Source organism: Marinobacter salinus (genome assembly GCF_001854125.1).
Lineage (GTDB): Bacteria > Pseudomonadota > Gammaproteobacteria > Pseudomonadales > Oleiphilaceae > Marinobacter > Marinobacter salinus.
On sequence record NZ_CP017715.1, the window covers coordinates 2,477,513 to 2,495,927 of the forward strand.

General features: G+C 56.5%; 17 protein-coding genes and 1 other RNA gene. 3 read left to right on the top strand and 15 right to left on the bottom strand.

Going from position 1 to position 18,415, the window contains the following annotated elements:
* The 13 genes from murC to rsmI form a co-directional block, all read right to left on the bottom strand.
* Complete coding sequence (gene murC / locus BKP64_RS11505; protein WP_070970071.1) at window positions 1–1,446, bottom strand: UDP-N-acetylmuramate--L-alanine ligase; 1,446 nt, start codon at window positions 1,444–1,446, stop codon at window positions 1–3.
* The gene (gene murG / locus BKP64_RS11510; protein ID WP_070970074.1) at window positions 1,439–2,524 is read right to left on the bottom strand and encodes an undecaprenyldiphospho-muramoylpentapeptide beta-N-acetylglucosaminyltransferase; all 1,086 of its coding nucleotides are present in this window, start codon (window positions 2,522–2,524) and stop codon (window positions 1,439–1,441) included. Before murG ends, murC begins: the two co-directional genes overlap by 8 nt.
* Window positions 2,517–3,716 (bottom strand): putative lipid II flippase FtsW, encoded by a 1,200-nt coding sequence (ftsW, locus tag BKP64_RS11515; protein ID WP_070970077.1) that lies wholly within the window; start codon window positions 3,714–3,716, stop codon window positions 2,517–2,519. The genes murG and ftsW overlap by 8 nt, the downstream gene beginning before the upstream one ends.
* Window positions 3,716–5,056 (bottom strand): UDP-N-acetylmuramoyl-L-alanine--D-glutamate ligase, encoded by a 1,341-nt coding sequence (murD, locus tag BKP64_RS11520; protein WP_070970079.1) that lies wholly within the window; start codon window positions 5,054–5,056, stop codon window positions 3,716–3,718. Before murD ends, ftsW begins: the two co-directional genes overlap by 1 nt.
* Window positions 5,057–5,070: 14 nt before the next feature.
* Window positions 5,071–6,156, bottom strand: a complete 1,086-nt coding sequence (mraY, locus tag BKP64_RS11525; RefSeq protein ID WP_070970081.1) for a phospho-N-acetylmuramoyl-pentapeptide-transferase — start codon at window positions 6,154–6,156, stop codon at window positions 5,071–5,073.
* Window positions 6,141–7,517 (bottom strand): UDP-N-acetylmuramoyl-tripeptide--D-alanyl-D-alanine ligase, encoded by a 1,377-nt coding sequence (locus BKP64_RS11530; protein WP_070970085.1) that lies wholly within the window; start codon window positions 7,515–7,517, stop codon window positions 6,141–6,143. Before BKP64_RS11530 ends, mraY begins: the two co-directional genes overlap by 16 nt.
* Window positions 7,514–8,998, bottom strand: a complete 1,485-nt coding sequence (locus BKP64_RS11535; RefSeq protein WP_070970088.1) for a UDP-N-acetylmuramoyl-L-alanyl-D-glutamate--2,6-diaminopimelate ligase — start codon at window positions 8,996–8,998, stop codon at window positions 7,514–7,516. Before BKP64_RS11535 ends, BKP64_RS11530 begins: the two co-directional genes overlap by 4 nt.
* A gap of 4 nt (window positions 8,999–9,002) precedes the next feature.
* A complete protein-coding gene (locus BKP64_RS11540; RefSeq protein WP_070970090.1) occupies window positions 9,003–10,742 on the bottom strand; it encodes a peptidoglycan D,D-transpeptidase FtsI family protein in 1,740 nt (579 codons plus the stop codon).
* Between the two features lie 33 nt (window positions 10,743–10,775).
* A complete protein-coding gene (gene ftsL, locus BKP64_RS11545) occupies window positions 10,776–11,180 on the bottom strand; it encodes a cell division protein FtsL (protein WP_070970093.1) in 405 nt (134 codons plus the stop codon).
* 2 nt (window positions 11,181–11,182) lie between these two features.
* Window positions 11,183–12,166: a 16S rRNA (cytosine(1402)-N(4))-methyltransferase RsmH gene (rsmH, locus tag BKP64_RS11550; RefSeq protein ID WP_070970096.1), complete on the bottom strand. Its 984-nt coding sequence runs from the start codon at window positions 12,164–12,166 to the stop codon at window positions 11,183–11,185.
* Window positions 12,163–12,615 carry a division/cell wall cluster transcriptional repressor MraZ gene (gene mraZ, locus BKP64_RS11555; protein WP_070970098.1) on the bottom strand — a complete coding sequence of 151 codons (453 nt, stop codon included), beginning with the start codon at window positions 12,613–12,615 and terminating at the stop codon, window positions 12,163–12,165. Before mraZ ends, rsmH begins: the two co-directional genes overlap by 4 nt.
* 302 nt (window positions 12,616–12,917) lie before the next feature.
* Window positions 12,918–13,268: RNase P RNA component class A (rnpB, locus tag BKP64_RS11560), an RNA gene on the bottom strand.
* 54 nt (window positions 13,269–13,322) lie between these two features.
* Window positions 13,323–14,219, bottom strand: coding sequence for a 16S rRNA (cytidine(1402)-2'-O)-methyltransferase (gene rsmI / locus BKP64_RS11565; protein ID WP_070970101.1), 897 nt, complete (start codon window positions 14,217–14,219; stop codon window positions 13,323–13,325).
* Between the two features lie 74 nt (window positions 14,220–14,293).
* Between rsmI and BKP64_RS11570 the strand changes: the two genes are divergently transcribed.
* From BKP64_RS11570 to BKP64_RS11580, 3 genes are read left to right on the top strand one after another with little or no spacing between them, the layout of a single operon-like run.
* Window positions 14,294–16,228, top strand: a complete 1,935-nt coding sequence (locus tag BKP64_RS11570) for a penicillin-binding protein activator (protein ID WP_227515376.1) — start codon at window positions 14,294–14,296, stop codon at window positions 16,226–16,228.
* Between the two features lie 27 nt (window positions 16,229–16,255).
* Window positions 16,256–16,621 carry a YraN family protein gene (locus tag BKP64_RS11575; RefSeq protein WP_070970104.1) on the top strand — a complete coding sequence of 122 codons (366 nt, stop codon included), beginning with the start codon at window positions 16,256–16,258 and terminating at the stop codon, window positions 16,619–16,621.
* Between the two features lie 9 nt (window positions 16,622–16,630).
* Complete coding sequence (locus BKP64_RS11580; protein ID WP_070970106.1) at window positions 16,631–17,221, top strand: D-sedoheptulose-7-phosphate isomerase; 591 nt, start codon at window positions 16,631–16,633, stop codon at window positions 17,219–17,221.
* Between the two features lie 44 nt (window positions 17,222–17,265).
* Here the strand turns inward: BKP64_RS11580 and BKP64_RS11585 are convergent, their stop codons facing one another.
* Together BKP64_RS11585 and BKP64_RS11590 are read right to left on the bottom strand one after the other, a co-directional pair.
* On the bottom strand, window positions 17,266–17,679 hold the full coding sequence (locus tag BKP64_RS11585) for a ClpXP protease specificity-enhancing factor (protein ID WP_099092554.1): 414 nt from the start codon (window positions 17,677–17,679) through the stop codon (window positions 17,266–17,268).
* Window positions 17,680–17,739: 60 nt separating this feature from the next.
* Window positions 17,740–18,369 carry a glutathione S-transferase N-terminal domain-containing protein gene (locus BKP64_RS11590; protein WP_070970113.1) on the bottom strand — a complete coding sequence of 210 codons (630 nt, stop codon included), beginning with the start codon at window positions 18,367–18,369 and terminating at the stop codon, window positions 17,740–17,742.
* Between the last annotated feature and the right edge of the window lie 46 nt (window positions 18,370–18,415).

An 18,415-nucleotide genomic window follows, 5' to 3' on the forward strand; every position in this document is an offset into this window, starting at 1 on the left:
TCACTCACTGGCAATCACTCCTGCTACGGCCAACCTTGCCGCTACACCACCAATATCTCCGGCCCCCTGAGTCATCAGCAGGTCACCGTCCTGAAGTACGTTGGCCAACAGGCTTTCAATCTCGTTGTCGTCTTCCACAAAGATCGGCTCAACCTTGCCACGCTGCCGTAAGCTCCGGCACAGTGCACGGCTGTCGGCCCCGGGAATGGCCGGTTCACCTGCGGAATACACTTCCATCAGCAACAGGCCGTCCACCTCCGACAGAACCCGCACAAAATCTTCGTAGAGATCACGGGTACGACTGTAACGGTGGGGCTGATATAGCATCACCAGCCGGCGACCGGGCCAGGCATCATGGGCGGCCCGAATCACTGCCTCTACTTCGGTCGGGTGGTGGCCATAGTCATCCACCAGCGTGATCGTGCCCTTCGGCGTCTGATAATCGCCGTAGACCTGGAACCGGCGACCCACGCCGGCAAAGCTCGCAAGCCCCTGACAGATTGCAGCATCGGCAACACCCTCATCTGTTGCCACCGCAATGGCGGCGACTGCATTCAATACGTTATGACGGCCGGGCATCTTGAGTTCGACCACCAGATCACTACGCCCGCCGGGCCGTTTGACGACAAAACGGGTGCGCAGTCCATCCGATTCAATTTGCTCCGCGCGGTAGTCAGCCTCGGGGTTGTCAATACCGTAAGTGATGATGGCCCGGGAGATGCGGGGAATGATTTCTCGAACATAGGCGTCATCAACACACATAACGGCGACCCCGTAAAACGGCAGGTTATGCAGGAAGTCCACGAATGTCTGCTTCAGCTTCTCGACATCCCCACCGTAGGTATCCATGTGGTCGGCTTCAATGTTGGTCACAACCGAAATCACCGGTGTCAGGTGCAGAAACGAAGCGTCGCTCTCGTCAGCTTCAGCGACCAGGTAACGGGAGCCACCGAGCTGGGCATTGGTGCCCGCACTGTTGAGCTTGCCACCGATAACAAACGTGGGATCCAGACCAGCCTCACCGAGGACTGATGCAATCAGGCTGGTAGTGGTGGTTTTTCCATGGGTGCCGGCCACAGCTATGCCGTGGCGATAACGCATGATTTCGGCGAGCATTTCTGCTCGGGGCACAATCGGAACCCGGCGACTGCGGGCAGACACGACTTCCGGATTATCGGAGGCCACGGCGGAAGACACCACGACCACATCTGCTCGGGCACTGTTATCCTCACGATGGCCTATTTGAACCTCAACGCCCAGAGCTTTGAGCCGGTCGGTCACCGCACCCTCTTTCAGATCCGACCCCGATACCTCGTAACCCTGGTTCTTGAGAACTTCAGCAATGCCGCTCATGCCGGCACCCCCGATACCCACAAAATGGATATGGCGAATCCGGCGCATTTCCGGCACCTGATAGACCAGCGGCGGATTGGTTGTATCAGCCATGGGCGGCCTCCAGACAGTAATTCACGACTCTCTCCGTTGCATCGGGACGGGCCAGCGTTCTCGCGGCCATCGCCATGTTCATGACCCGGGTCCGATCGTTTCCAAGATCGCCCAGGGTTTCAGCCAGCACCGACGGCGTCAGTCGGCGCTGGGGAATAAGCATGGCCGCACCGGCCTGCACCATCTGCTGACCATTCTTGGTCTGGTGATCATCCACAGCATGGGGAAACGGCACCAGAATCGCGCCAATACCCGCAGCACAAAGCTCTGAAACGGTTAGCGCTCCGGCGCGACACAGCACAACGTCGGCCCAACCATAGGCTTCTGCCATATCTTTGATAAAGGGCTCCACCCTTGCCTCAACTCCGTGCTGCTCGTACGCCGCACGGGCGGCGTCCAGATTCTTTTCGCCGCACTGGTGGCGAACCTCCGGACGTTCGTCTTGCGGCAGCAAGGCCAAAGCCTCCGGCAACTGCTCATTGAATACCTGGGCACCAAGGCTGCCACCTACCACGAGCAGGCGAAGACTCCCGGCACGACCCGCCATTCTTTGCTCGGGTGCGGTCAGTTTTGCGAGATCCTGACGTACCGGGTTGCCCGTACACCGGGTTACCACACCGCCACCAAAACTTCCGGGAAAAGCCTCTAGCACGGTTTCAGCAAATCGAACCAGAATGCGGTTGGTCATGCCCGCTATGGCGTTCTGCTCATGGATAACCAGCGGAGTCCGGGTCAGCCAGGCCGCAACACCACCAGGCCCTGTGACGAAACCTCCCATACCGACGACGCAATCGGGCCGAACTCTGCGCACGACTGTGAAAGCCTCACCCAACGCTCGCATCAGCCGGAATGGCGCCATTAGCAGGGCCAGCTTGCCCTTTCCTCGCAAACCTGAAATATGAATCAGGGACAGCGGGATATCGGTATCGCCAATCAACCGCTGTTCCATACCACCGCTGGCTCCCAGCCAGTAAACCTGATGCCCCTTCTCTTCTAGCGCACGCGCGGTCGCCAGAGCCGGGAACACGTGGCCGCCGGTACCGCCTGCCATTATCAGGAAACGACGCTGATCACTCATAGGAAGCGCCTCCCCTGGTTCGCGGACCAACTTTCTCGCGGGCGAGCCTTTCTTTGTCGAGCCGCTCCATTTCAACCCGCGCAAGGACACCGATACAGATACACATAATCATCAGACTGGACCCGCCGTAGCTAACGAGCGGCAGCGTCAATCCCTTGGTTGGCAACATGCCGGTACTGACTGCAATATTGATCGTCGCCTGCAGCCCTATCAGCAACGTGATCCCGTAGGCAAAACAGGCGCCAAACGGCATGTCTGCTTTTTCTGCCCGGCGGGCAATCACAAAACCACTGACAACCAGTAACGTGAACATGGACAGAACGAGAAGCGACCCAAGCAGCCCAAATTCCTCCGCAATGATCGCGAAAATGAAGTCGGTATGGGCTTCGGGCAGATAGAACAGTTTCTGGATTGAGTTTCCGAGACCCACGCCGCCCCATTCACCACGACCAAATGCGATCAACGATTGCGTTAACTGGTAACCGCTGTCGAACTGATCCTTCCAGGGATCGAGATAACTCACCACCCGTTTCAAACGGTAGGGTTGGGTCAGCACCAGGACCGCGCCCAGAACCACCAGTGTTACAATCAATGGGACGAACCTGCTGAGCCTCACGCCGCTCAGGAAAATCATGCCGGCTGCGGCAGACACCAAAACAACAGTGGCTCCGAAATCTGGCTGAATCACCAACAAAACCGAGGCAAGCCCAAGCACCACCAAAGGTTTGAAAAAACCCAACCAGGTATTCAGAAGCTCTTCCCTGCGACGCACAACATATCCCGCCAGATAGGCAATCAGGCAGAGCTTGGCCACTTCCGACACCTGCACGTTAAACAGGCCGAAAGGAATCCAGCGCGTAGAGCCGTTGACTGTGCGCCCAAGTGGCGTCAGAACAAGGATCAGGGACAGCATGCCCACGCCCAGCAACAGCCAGCCACTACGCTCCCACCAAGCCACGGGCACATTCACCGCGACCAGCGCCATGACGCATCCCATGCCCGCAAACAACACCTGGCGAATGACATAGTGATAACCGTTACCCATGGTCTCCGTGGCCATATCCATTGACGCCGAGGAGATCATCACGACCCCCATGACCAACAAGGCAACCGAACTGATCACCAGCATGGGCAGGGGCTTGATCTCTCCCAGCCACTGACTCCGGTCAGGTATTGCGATACCGGTATGCATCACAGCGCCTCCACCAGTCTTCGGAACTGGTCGCCGCGATCACCATAGTCACGGAACATGTCAAAGCTTGCGCACGCAGGAGAAAGCAACACCCGATCTCCGGGCTGCGCCAGGCTGGCCGCAGTGGAAACCGCTTCTGCCATGGTGCCGGCGAATTGTACCTTTACATTTGTTCCGGCCACCTCGGCAACCTGCTCTGCATCCCGGCCGATCAGCACCATCGCACGGCAGTTCAACATCACAGGGGCCTCAAGTGGCGTAAAATCCGCGCCTTTGCCATCCCCACCGGCAATCAGTACCAATTTGCCATGTTCAGGAACAAGACTGTCTATCGCCGCCACAGTAGCCCCTACATTGGTGCCTTTGGAATCGTTGATGTAGTCCACGTCACCGATTCGGCGGACAAACTCACAGCGGTGAGGCAGCCCCGGAAAATTGCGAGCTACCTCCAGCATGGCCTCCATTGGCAGGTCGGCTGCGGAGCCGAGCGCCAGGGCGGCCATGACATTGCTGATATTGTGGTGGCCCATCAACTTCAACTCACTGGTCAGCAACAGGTTGTCGAAGCCATAGGTAATCCAAGTGCCTGCATCATCCTCGCGGGTGCTGAAAGTCTCCGGATTGACCCGGTGAAACCCGAAACAGATGAACCGAAGAGTGTCACGTGCCATGGGCGTACTAAGAGCATCGTCCAGATTAACGATGGCGTTTTGACAGCCCCGGAAAATACGCTGCTTGGCCTGGAAGTAAGCCATCTTGCTCGGATAACGATCCATATGATCGTCGCTCACGTTCAAAACGGTTGCGGCCAGAGCATTCAGCTCATGCGTGGTTTCCAGCTGGAAGCTGGACAGCTCAAGTACGTACAGGTCGGCACCGCAGCCAAGCAGATCAAGGGCAGGCGTTCCGATATTGCCACCGACCTCGACCTTTCGGCCTGCCGCTTTCGCCATTTCACCGACCAACGTGGTGACGGTTGTCTTGCCGTTGGAGCCGGTTATCGCGATAACAGGTGCATCAGCAGCCTCAGCAAACAGGTCGATATCACCTCGAATAAGAGTGCCACCTTGCGCTGCCCGCACGATAGCCGGATCGGCAGTGCTGATACCGGGACTGACCACCAACTCGTTGAATGTCGCGAATAGATCAGCATCAAACTCACCCAGGTAAACCGGCACATCCGGCCAGTTGGCCTGCAGCTGATCCAGTCCCGGAGGTGCTTCCCGGCTGTCCGCGACAGCAAATTCCCTGCCTTGCCCGGATAAGTAGCGCACGCAGGACAGCCCGGTTTTACCGAGCCCTACAACCAGTGTGCGACGATCCGAAACAATGACACTCATAATTGCTTCTATTCCTAGCGTATCTTGAGACTGGCAATGCCAATCAGGACCAAAACAACGGTAACTACCCAAAAGCGCACAATCACGCGCGGTTCCGGCCAGCCTTTCAACTCAAAATGATGGTGCAGGGGCGCCATACGGAAAATTCTCCGCCCGGTCAGACGGAAAGACGCCACCTGTAGAATGACTGACACGGTTTCCATCACAAACACACCGCCCATGATGAACAATACGATCTCCTGTCGCACAATTACGGCGACCACACCGAGCGCTGCACCAAGGGCCAGCGCGCCTACATCACCCATGAAAACCTGGGCCGGGTAGGTGTTGAACCAAAGGAAACCCAGACCGGCTCCCACGATGGCTCCGCAGAACACAATCAGTTCACCAGTGCCCGGCAGATGGGGGATCAACAGGTAGTTGGCAAACTGGGCATGGCCGGAAAGGTAGGCAAAGAGCCCAAGAGCGCCAGCAACCATGACCGTGGGCATGATCGCGAGACCGTCCAGGCCATCGGTCAAATTAACGGCATTACTGCTGCCAACGATCACAAAGTAACTGAGCAGAATAAAGATGACTGGTCCAAGCGTCAGCGAGACCTGTTTCACGAACGGCACATACAGGGAAGTCTCCTGCGGCAGCGCGGCACTGAAAAACAGAATAATGGCAGCTCCGGCACCAATAACTGACTGCCAAAAATACTTCCAGCGCGCTGGCAGACCACGGGGATTCCGCTCCACTACTTTGCGATAGTCATCTACCCAGCCAATGGCACCGAACAAAAGGGTGACAAGCAGCGTCACCCATACATAGCGGCTGCTCAGGTCGGCCCAGAGCAGCGTACTGACACCGATGGCGACGAGAATCAGCGCGCCCCCCATCGTCGGAGTACCGGCCTTGCTAAGGTGGGTCTGAGGCCCATCATCACGCACTGCCTGGCCAATCTGATACTGCCCCAGTTTACGAATCATTACCGGCCCGATGATGAGCGAAATCAGGAGCGCAGTCAGCGTTCCCAGAATCCCTCTCAGGGTCAGGTACTGAAACACCGTCAGAGCGGAGAAATATTGTGATAGAGCCTCTGTCAGCCAGAGCAGCATGAGTTATTCACCTTTTCTTTAATTCCCTCCACCACGCGATTCATGGCAGAACTGCGAGAACCTTTCACCAACACGGTTGCGGGTGTCTGTTTGGCATCAATGATTGCGTCAACAGCCTGTTCGTGGGTCTGGTACATCTCCGTACTTTCACCAAAGCCTTCCGCGTAGCCTTCACACCCTGGACCAACAGTCAGCAGTCGTTCGATTTGCGCATCCCGGGCACACTCGCCCACTTCCCGGTGCAAAGCACGCGCATCGGGCCCTAGTTCTGCCATGGCACCGAAAACGGCAATTCGCTTTCCGGACCTCTTTGCGAGAACGCCTACTGCCGCTTTCATGGAAGCAGGATTGGCGTTATAACTATCGTCGATCACCGTCAGCTCAGGGGTCAGATCCAGACTCTGAAGCCGCCCCTTGACCGGCTTGACCGCAGTCAAACCAGTCGAGATTGCACTATTATCGGCCCCGAAATCCCGGGCCGCGGCGATAGCAAGCAGCGCATTGCTGATGTTGTGCTCTCCTTCCAGAGCCAGCTCCGCAGTGCAAGACCAGCCTCCGGGTCCGGTTACCGTCAGGTCAGCTCCGGATCTGGTCCCGATGTAGTCCGCTTCAGGGTGGCCCAGTCTGCTGACACTCACAACGCGCCTCTCCCCGGCACGATCTCGCCAATGCTCAAAGGCCGGATCATCCCGGTTAAGCACGACCAGACCATCGTCTGCCACGCCGTCGATAATCTCACCCTTTGCGATAACAATATTCTCGTAGCTGCCAAAGCCCTCCAGATGCGCAGAACCGGCGTTAGTCAGAATCACTGTCTGGGGCCTGGTAATCGCCACCGTATGGGCAATCTCGCCCAAGCCACTGGCACCGAGTTCAATGACGCCATAGCGATGCTCCGGCGCCAGACCAAAAAGAGTCAGAGGTACACCGATGTGGTTGTTCAGATTTCCCTCGGTGACTAGCGTCGCCCCCATCTGCTGCAGGATCGCACCCGTCATTTCCCGCACCGTGGTTTTACCGCTACTGCCGGTAACCGCAACCAGCTGCGCATCGCTCTCTGCACGATTGCCGGCCGCCAGCTGCGCCAGCGCCTCAATGGTGTCTTCAACGACCAGTTGGGGCAGGTCCAAAGCATCATCAGCGGTGTCCACGACCGCCGCGATAGCACCACGGTCCCGCGCTTTCTGCAGAAACCGATGCCCATCAAAATTCTCACCACGAAGAGCCACAAAAAGCTGGCCCTTCCCGATTGACCGGGAATCGGTGGACACGCCGGAGAAAAGCAGGGTATCGAAAACCGGAAAAACACCGGCTGCCCCGGTCCAGCGACAGGCCTCTCCCAGGGAAAAGGCGCGCATCATGCCACACCCCCGTTCAGGTTCAAGCCATGGCGAACCTGCTCTGCATCGCTGAAAGGGAATCTCTGGCCAGCCACTTCCTGATAGGTTTCATGGCCTTTGCCTGCCACCAGCACAAGATCCTCGGCACAGGCGGACTGAATTGCGGCGGCAATAGCCTCAGCACGGTCATGAACAATGACAACCCGTTCCGGCACGGAAAACCCGGCAATGATGTCCCGAACAATCCCGACCGGATCTTCACTTCGAGGGTTGTCGTCAGTAACGATCACCACATCGGCAAGCTTTTCCGCTTCCCGGGCCATCTCCGGACGCTTGCCGCTATCGCGGTCACCACCGCAGCCGAACACGCAGATCAAGCGCCCGGCAACATGGGGTCTCAAAGCAGCAAGAGCGCTGGCAAGCGCGTCCGGCGTATGGGCATAATCAACGACAACCCGAACGCCATCTGCGCTGCTGAATTTTTCGAGGCGGCCGGGAGGGGGCACCAACTGGCTCGCCGCTCGCTGCACCCTATCAACAGGGACCCCCAAGGTAAGTACCGTCGCCATGGCGGCAAGCACGTTGCTTGCATTGAAGCTGCCCATCAACGGCACAGAAATATCAAATTTGCCCCACTGGCCATCTACTGTCGCATCAAAACCACTGTCTGTCGGGCTGAAGTCTTTCAGCCAGAGTTCCGTCTGGGCTTCATGAAGGCTGTAACGTACCCGATCGCACTGCCCCTCAAGCTGGCCAAACAACTGACGCCCAAACGGGTCGTCGAAGTTGATCACGGAAAAGTGAAGCTCTTCGCGCTCGAACAGCCTTGCCTTGGCTTCACCATAGGCTTCCATCGAACCGTGGTAGTCGAGGTGGTCCCGGGTCAAATTGGTGAACACGCCAGCAGTCATAACCAGGCTATCCACGCGTCCCTGGTCAAGCGCGTGGGATGACACTTCCATAACAGCGGCCCGACCACCTTGCGAAAGGATCCGTGACAACACACGATTCACCTGAACCACGTCCGGCGTTGTGTGCGTCGAGGGCTGCAGCGCACCAGGCATGCCATATCCTACGGTACCCAAAACACCGCAGGGCGTTCCCGTTTCTTTCAGGAGAGTGGCGATGTACTGACAAACTGACGTTTTGCCGTTGGTTCCGGTTACACCTATCAGGCGCAACCGCTGGGACGGATGTTCGAAGAACCGATCGGCGATCTTGCCAAGCTGCGCTCTCAACCCAGCCACCGGCACGATCAAAGCGCCATGGTGCTCAGAGCATTCGCCGGGAACATCGGAGTCAAGCAGCACTACCGTAGCACCCGCTTTGATGGCGCTGTCCACATAGAAGTCTGCTGGCGTTGTCGCACCCGACAGGGCGGCAAATGCATCCCCCGAATTCACGTCCCGGCTATCTGTCTTGAGCCCATGAATGGTCACGTCAAACACGGACGGCACTGTAGCAATACCCTGTAACAACGTACTGAGAGATGTCATACACATGGGCCTACCCCCTCGCCCCGGTTGCCCGTTCAGGCGCAGATGCGCCCCCGACTTCCAGTTCAGGCTTCACATTCAGCAGTCGCAGTGCGTCACTCATTACCCTGGCGAATACCGGAGCCGCGACTTCTCCCCCGTAATATTCCCCTGACTGGGGCGCATCAACGGCCACCACCGCAACAATTCTCGGATTATCAATGGGCGCCATCCCCGCAAAAATCGCTTTGTACTGGCTATCCTCGTAACCTTGCTTACCCACCAGGTGAACCGTTCCGGTTTTGCCACCGGCCGAATAGAAACCGGGCTGCGCTCGGGTGCCAGTACCGCGCGTAACAACTTCCCGAAGCATATTACGAACTTCATAGGTAACCTTTTCTGAGAGCACGCGCTGCCCCTCGGGTTCCTTGTCCAGTTTCAACAGACTTAAAGGGTACCGAATGCCGCCATTTGCGATCACCATATAAGCCTGCGCCAGTTGCAGGGCATTGACACTCATACCGTAGCCATAGGACAGCGTTGCTTCTTCAACCGGACGCCACTTTGGTGGCGCGGGCAAGACACCCACCGCCTCTCCCGGAAAACCGATGCCGGTGGGCTGGCCAATACCTACCCGTGCGTAAAGGTCACGTATGGTGTCTCCGCCAATATCTGTTGCGATCTTGCTAATCCCGACATTGCTGGACTTGGCGATGATGTCGGTAAGGCTGATCACGCCATAGTTGCGATGGTCCCGTATGGTAAAACGGCCAAAACGGCGGTAACCCGGCGATGTATCGATCGTGGTATTGATCGAATACTTCCCGGATTCAAGGGCGGCCGCCATGGTAATCGGCTTCATAGTTGAGCCAGGTTCAAACAGGTCGGTTATTGCCTTGTTTCTGAGATTTTCGGGCGCCAACTGGCTTCGGTCATTGGGGTTGTAGGATCCTTGATTGACCATCGCCAGCACTTCACCGGTGTCCACATCCAGCATCACCAGTGTGCCGCCGCGGGCACTGTGGGCATTAACCACTGCTTTCAACTCCCGGTAAGCGAGGTATTGCAGGCGCAGGTCAAGACTGAGTTCCAGGTTGCGACCGGGACTGGCATCGCGAATAAGGGTCAGATCCTTGATAATCCGACCACGGTTGTCCTTGAGAACCCGCTTGCGGCCAGACTCGCCGGACAACCATTGATTGTAAGCCAGCTCCATGCCTTCCTGACCATGCTCATCGATATTGGTGAAACCAACAATGTGAGCAGTCACTTCCCCTGCAGGGTAGTAACGACGGTATTCCTGGCGGGTATAGACCCCATCGATATCCAGACCCATGACGCTTTTCGCAAGCGCTGGCTGAACTTTTCGCCGAAGGTAAATGAACTCTCGCCCCGAGTAGTCCCGAAGCCGCTCACGAAGATCGGCCTCACTGACCTCCAGAAGCCGGGCCAGGTTTGTCAGTCGCGCTTCGTCCGGATCCGTTTCCGAAGGGTTTGCCCAGATTGTCTGAACGGGCGTGCTCACGGCGAGTGGCTCGCCATAGCGGTCCGAGACAACGCCGCGGTGGGCGTCAATGGTCTCTATCCGGATAGTGCGCACGTCGCCCTGCTGACGAAGGAAGTCATTATCAACCACGTGCAAGTCGACCAGGCGCCAACCAAGAGTCGCAACCACAAGCAGAAAGACGCCCAGCACAGACCCAAAGCGCCAGGCTTTAAGGCCCGCCGCCAGTCTCTGATGCCATGTTGTCTGCTTTCCCTGACCGGACAAATCAATCACCCTGACGGTTATTGCTATGTTTGATTATTTTGGGGCAGCCGCCGACATAAGCGGCACCAGAACAATGTCCTGACGACCTGGAACGACCATACTGAACCGTTCGGCGGCCAAGTTTTCTACCCGGCCGTGAGCACTGAGCGCACTCTGCTCCAGCAACAGTTGGCTCCACTCTCTGTGGAACCGATCCCGCTCGCCCTGGAGGTGAGTCAACGTATTGAAGAGTTCACGGTTTTCGTGAGAGCTGACAACCACTCCGATCGACGACGCCAGCAACAGCACCACCAAGATCAGTGATACCAGTACGTTTTTTTGCCTGGTCGCTTCAAAAACCTGACGAGAAATCCGCACAGCTGCTGCAACACCGTCACGCACTCTCTGTTTGTTACGCTTGGCCGACTTGATCGGCTGCTCTATGGCTACCGCGCCCATGCTCACGCGCCCCCCTGTGAATTTGTATTGGCCTCAATGCGCTCAAGAACCCGCATCACTGCGCTCCGGGCCCTGACGTTCTCACCCACCTCGTCAGCTCCTGCCTTGCTGGCCTTGCCAATCAGACGAAATGCTGACGCTTCCTGGTCGGCCGTCACCGGTATGCCTTTCGGCAACTGAGGCCCGCGAGCCAGATCCCTCATGAACCGCTTGACCAGCCGATCTTCAAGTGAATGAAAACTGATCACCACCAGCCGGCCACCGGGCGCCAGATGCTCCACGGCCGCATGCAGCCCAGCCTCCAGATCTTCCAGCTCCCGATTAATAAAAATCCGGATGGCCTGAAAGGTCCGGGTGGCAGGGTGTTTGTGCTTTTCCTTTTTAGGCACCGCTTCACTGACCAGCTCTGCAAGCTGGCGAGTCGTTTCGATGGCCTCTTCCTGACGGCGCTCGACAACAAGCCGGGCGATACGCCGGGAGAATCGCTCCTCACCGTATCGCCAGATCACATTCGCGATGTCCTGTTCTTCCGCCTGGGCAAGCCACTCTGCGGCACTTGGGGATTGTTGCGGGTTCATTCGCATATCCAGGGGACCGTCCCGCATGAAACTGAAGCCGCGTGAGGCGTCATCAAGCTGGGGGGACGATACGCCGAGGTCCATGAGAACACCGTTAACATCTCGCCATTCCCTGCGCGCAAGTGCCAGATCAAGCTCCGCAAACGACCCATGAAACCAGGAGAAACGTGCGTCCTTGATGGCGAACTGTTCGGCCACTCCGATCGCTTCGGGATCCTTATCGATGCCCAACAGGTGACCTTTTTCTGCAAGGCGATCCAGAATCAGGCGACTGTGGCCTCCACGACCGAAAGTCGCATCCACATATTTGCCATCGGGGTCACTGATCAGGTAGTCGACCGCCGAGTCCAAAAGAACCGAGCGATGCGGAAGCGTTGCCCCGTCCTTCTGCCTGCGATCGGAGGTCATAATGAGAGCGCCTCCATTTCAGGCGGCATATCTTCATCATCAGAAGACTCATCCAGCCAGGCAAACCAGCGCTCCTCACTCCAGAGCTCCAGCTTTTTACCCTGGCCAATCAGCATCAGTTTTTTCTCAAAATAGGCATAGCTTCTTAAAGTCGGCGGAATGAGGATACGTCCTGCGGAGTCGAGTTCCATTGGCGCAGCATTACCAAGCAGCAACCGTTGAAGCCGGCGAGCAGCCTTGTTCATATTGGGCAACGCTTCAATTTTGGGCCGCAACTCTTCCCATTCAGGCTCTGGATAAACCAGCAAACACCTCTCTTCATCGGCATTGGCAGTCAATACAATGCGGCCGCCACAAGACTGCGCAAGCTCTTCGCGCACCTTGGTGGGGATCGCCAGGCGACCCTTCGCATCCATATTGATGGCATGACTGCCGAGAAAATTGCTCATTTACACCGTCTCTGAGAGCTGGAAATCCACAAAAAACCACTACAAACCACTTTTTCCCACTTGTGCACACTATAGAAACACGCAATACACAATGCAAGCGCCGCGAAGAGCGTCGTACTCGCAAAAGTTCCTTTTACGACAAGAGGTTACGGACAATGATTTGAGAAAACGGTGAGATTACAGAAAAGAAAAGAAGAAAAATCAAACACCTGCAAAAAAGTCTGAAGAAGACAAGTGAGGTTTAAGATTTTTTGGCTATAACAGACATTTATTAAGAATGATGAACTTCGCATGAAAGGAAAAAGTCGAGCTCGCCGATAAGCCGGGTTCTGTCTTGGACAGTCATTCATCTAGGGCCTGCGTCACCACAGGCCTCAAGCAACCTACCCGAATCCAGCGCGGGCCACGCCATTGGATTCCTATTTGGTCTTGCTCCAGGTGGGGTTTACCATCGCCGTGAACTGTTGCCAGTCACGCGGTGCGCTCTTACCGCACCGTTTCACCCTTACCGGCACCCATAGGTGCTTAGGCGGTATACTTTCTGTTGCACTTTCCGTCGGCTCACGCCGCCCAGGCGTTACCTGGCACCTTGCCCTGCGGAGCCCGGACTTTCCTCCCCCGGTTAAACCGGCGGCGACTGTCTGGCGAGCTCGGGCGAGACAATACTCCTGCCCACCCCGCCTTGCAAGGAAAAGCGCCCCACCTCATCAACCCTGCTTCAACTCGAGCGCCCTTTGATAGAGCTCGTTTTTCGGACGGCCGCTGAGCTCCGCCACCAGTTTAGCGACTTTCTTCACAGGCAACTCCGGCAACAGCAGTCTGATCAGGCGGTCGACATCCAGCGCGCCGGCATCTTCATCACTGGCAACAGGCTCCGCACCCCGAATCATCACTACGAACTCGCCCTTGGTACCATGCGGATCCGCTTCAAGCACTGAAAGCACTTCACTCACACACCCGGAATAAAAGGTTTCAAAAGCCTTGGTCAACTCCCGACCAAGCACGATTTCCCGCTCCTCGCCCAGGACTTCAGCGATATCCCTCACTGCACCCAGTATTCGGTGAGGCGATTCATAGAACACCAGAGTCGCTGACTCCTGCCGGAGCTGGTCGAGGGCAGCGCGCCTCCCCGTGCGTTTCGCAGGCAGAAATCCGACAAACAGAAAACGGTCTGTGGGCAGGCCGGCAGCGCTGAGAGCGGTGACCAGAGCACAGGGCCCGGGCACCGGGGAAACCGTCAGCCCCCGGTTTCGTGCTTCGCGCACCAGAACGTATCCCGGGTCCGAGATCAGCGGCGTGCCCGCATCCGAAATCAGCGCAACATCGTGCCCTGCCTCCAGTTCATCCAACAGGCCTGCGGCCCGATTCCGCTCATTGTGATCGTGCAATGCAATCAGGCGTTTCTGGAGCCCTAGATGCTGAAGAAGACGACCACTGTGGCGAGTGTCTTCCGCGGCAACCACGTCAACCCGGGACAGAATGGCGGTGGCCCTGGGAGACATGTCAGCCAGGTTACCTATCGGGGTCGCCACGATATAAAGAACCCCTGGGGACTGTTCCTTGCTGTCGGTTTTGGATACCGACCCTCCAACCTCGGATTTCAAATTACCTGCCTCATTGTTACTGACCTCGCACCATGACACTTACGTCATGTGAATTGACCCCGGAGCTGTTAAACTTGCCACCGTTAGACCGGCGCCACAAGCCCATTTCTCCGGAGTATTTCGAGCTTGCCATGATCAAGAACCGTATCAACCATCGAGCCCTGGCCAGTGTATTTGCCGTGGCACTGCTGTCAGCGGGTTGCGCGAGCGTTAATTTGCAGTCCCATATTGCCCAGAGTCCAGAGCAGGCTCTTGAACTGGCAGGACAGGAAAGCAATCGTGACACAGCCCAGCGTTATTTGCTGCGTATTGCCAACCGGTTCCAGGACCAGGGTGACCACATAGCGGCCCGAACGCTACTGCAGAGTCCCCAACTCACGCAACTGGCGCCCCCACTGGAAGACCAGAAGCGCCTGCTTTCAATGGCGAGCGCAGTCGCGCTTGATGACAGCGACTGGGCCCGCAACCTGGTTATCAACCTGACACCTGACAGTTTTATTGGCTATAGCCCCGAGCTGGTAAGCCGCGCGGCAGACCTTCAGGCCCAGACCTACTCTCTTGCCGGAGATAGGGTGTCTTCAGCCATGACCCTGATTCTTCTGGCTCAGACAGACAGCACTGTAAATCCGCAAGAGGTGCATAACCGGATCTGGCAATTACTCAAGTCCGTTTCTGACCCCGAACTCCAAACCATCAGCAGTAAGGCCATCGGCTATGAAACGCAGGGGTGGCTAGAGCTTGCCTCAGCGCTTCGGGCGCAGGGAGCCGGGCTTGACGAACAGGGCCGCATCATTCGTCGCTGGCAGAACGATTGGCCGGCACACCCGGCCGCGCAAGTGCTCCCCTCCGAACTGCAACTGATTGCTACCCTGGCTCAAAGCCGGCCGGAAAAAATTGCGCTGGCCATACCGTTGAACGGACCACTGGCCAGTGCCGGCAAGGCAATCCGCGACGGGTTTGTCGCCGCGTACTATCTCGACGACTCAGTAGACCACAGCAAAACCGACATACAAATTGTCGACACATCGGGCCAGGCATTCAGCGAGCTATACCAACAGTTGTCCAGAAAGGATATCGATCTGATCGTTGGCCCCCTCGAAAAGGATGCTCTAGCAGGTCTCCGGTCGCTAAACACACTTCCCGTCCCGGCACTTGGCCTCAACTATCTTCCAGCCGGCAACCAGATACCGGATGGGCTGTACCAGTTCGGACTGTCTGCCGAAGATGAAGCGCGCCAGATTGCCGATCGCCTGGCAGCCGAAAGTATTCAGGATGTACTGATTCTGATTCCTCAGGGAGAGTGGGGAGACCGCATAGAGGCGGCGCTCTTGCAGCGCATGGCCGACACCAACACGACGGCCCTGGATATCGCAAGGTTTTTCCGGGAGGACAATCTCAGGGCTGTGACAGCGGACCTTCTTGGCATTACTGTTTCCCGGGATCGTGCAATCCAGGTTGAACGTACGATCGGCATGGACGTGGAGTTTGAACCGAGACGACGGCAGGATGCCGAGGCAATCGTTATGGTCGCGGATCCGACTGTGGCCCGTCAGTTCAAGCCACTGTTCGCGTATTATTTCGGTGGCGACCTTCCAGTCTACTCTCCGTCTATTGTTTATGAAGGCACACCGGATCCCTCCCGCGACCGGGATCTGAATGACGTGATCTTTACGGATATCCCCTGGGTCATTGGCAAGCCAAGCGAACTCAGAACGCAGTCGACCAGATACCTCTCCGGCACTCGTGGCCAGCTTGGCCGACTGTTTGCCATGGGCGCCGATGCATGGCAACTGAGCAAAAGGTTGCCATTACTCAAGCAGGTGAATACGGCCTCACTGACCGGGGAGACAGGCGTGCTGACAATGACGCCGGAAGGCAGCATCCACCGTCAGCAGATGTGGGCGCAGTTCAGAAATGGCATACCCGAAATACTTCCCGAGCAGGAAAAACCGATGGCGGATGCAGAGACTGCGGAAGCTGACGAAAACGTTGGCAATACAGGACAATAATTCACTCGCCACCCGGAAAACATTGCCATGGAAGGCAGAAAGAATCTTGGCAACCACTTTGAGGAAGTTGCCGCCCGCTACCTAACCAGTCGCGGCGTATTTATTCTCGAACGGAATGTCTACAACCGCGGTGGCGAGATAGACCTGATCGGGCGGGACAAGGATACCCTGGTTTTCTTTGAAGTTCGCTATCGAGGCCCCGGAAGCCTCACAGACTCAGCCAGCTCGATCAATTTTCCAAAACAGCGCCGATTACTGAAATCGGCGTCTTTCTATCTTCACAAACATGGGCTTTGGGATACCTTAAGCCGAATAGATGTAATTGCCATAAGCCCGGGAACCGTCAAAAAATACCGGGTACAATGGATTAAAAATGCAATTCAGGCAGAGTAAACAGACACAATGACCGATACCGAACACCAGATAAATCAATGGTTCGCGAGTCATATGGAGCACACCGCACAGGCAGCGAGCACGGTGGGTCCGGCAATTGAGGATGTCGCAGATGCTTTCGTCGGCACTCTGCTTCAGGACGGGAAAATTATCACCTGCGCCAATGGAAGCGCCAACGTACTTGCCCAGTACTTCTGCACAGCTCTATTAAATCGTTTTGATCAGGACCGCCCGGCACTCCCGGCCATCAACCTGGGTGCTGACGCGACAACCTATTCAGCCATATGCCGTGACAACCGGTTTAATGACACGTTTTCTCGCCAGGTCAGGGCAATTGGCAAGTCAGGCGACCTACTGTTCGTTATCGTTGATGACGGCCACAAAGCCAACCTGATACAAGCGATTCAGGCCGCCCATGACAGGGAAATGAACATCGTAGTACTCAGTGCGCGGGAGAAATCCGACATAACCTCTCTTCTGCACCCCGAAGACCATGAGATCGCACTGAATAACCTCAGCCCGACAGAGGCGACACCTTTGCTGCTGGTCATCATCAATGCCCTGTGCGGACTGATCGACAGCAAACTTTTCGGTGGGTAAGAAAAAAGCCAGCAATAATTGCTGGCTTTTCAACTGCTTGCCGTCTACTTGACGACTTTCAGGGTTGGGCGTCCGGAAGGTCGCTCTTCCTGCCCACCGCTCTGTTCCGATCCGTCTCTATCATTAGTACCGTCCGGATCGGGAGAGCCCGGCTCACTACCGAACACCATGCCTTCACCGTTCTCCTTGGCATAAATTGCCATGACCGCCTGGAGCGGAATGAACACCTGCATGGGTACGCCGCCAAACCGGGCACTGAATTCCAAAGCCCCGTTTCCAACGACTAAACTCCGGACCGCACCCGGACTGATATTAAGGACAATCTGGCCATTGGCCACGTGCTCATTCGGCACTTGAACGCCCTGAACACCCGCATCCACAACAATGTATGGGGTGCAGTCATTGTCCAGTATCCATTCATTGAAGGCCCTAACAAGATAAGGGCGACTGGATGTCATAGGAATCTTACTATCAGGCACTGCCACTCTCCTGCCCCGCTCACACGGGTTGCCGCCAAATCAGCTGCGAATGTCTTCTTCGAGATCTGAAAGACTGGCCTTGAAACCCTCACGGCTGAAGATGCTCTCCATGTACTTCTGCAGCGGTTTTGCCTGCTTGTCATTCAACTCAATACCCAGCGCCGGCAAACGCCAGAGGATGGGAGCAATGCAGCAATCAACGATGGTAAATTCTTCGGACAGGAAGAACGGCATTTCACCAAACAAAGGCGCTGTCGCCAGCAGACTCTCTCGAAGCTCTTTACGAGCAGCTTCAGATGCTTTCGCATTGGGCTGGGCAAGAATCTGATCCACCAAGCCGCACCAGTCTTTCTGAATCCGATGGATCATCAGACGACTGTTTGCGCGGGCAACCGGATACACGGGCAACAGCGGCGGGTGGGGAAAACGCTCGTCCAGATACTCCATCATGATGTTGGGCTCATAGAGCACAAGATCACGATCCACCAGCGTTGGCAGGGCGTTGTACGGATTCAGGTCGGCCAGCTCGGCCGGCGGGTTATCGGGATCCACATCTACAACATCGACCGTAACACCCTTCTCTGCCAGAACAATGCGCACCCTGTGACTATAGTGGCTGGCTGGATCCGAGAAAAACGTCATTGATGACCGCTTGGTCACAACGCCCATAGAACTACCTCACGAGTAAACAAATCGAAATGATCCTGGAAAAACG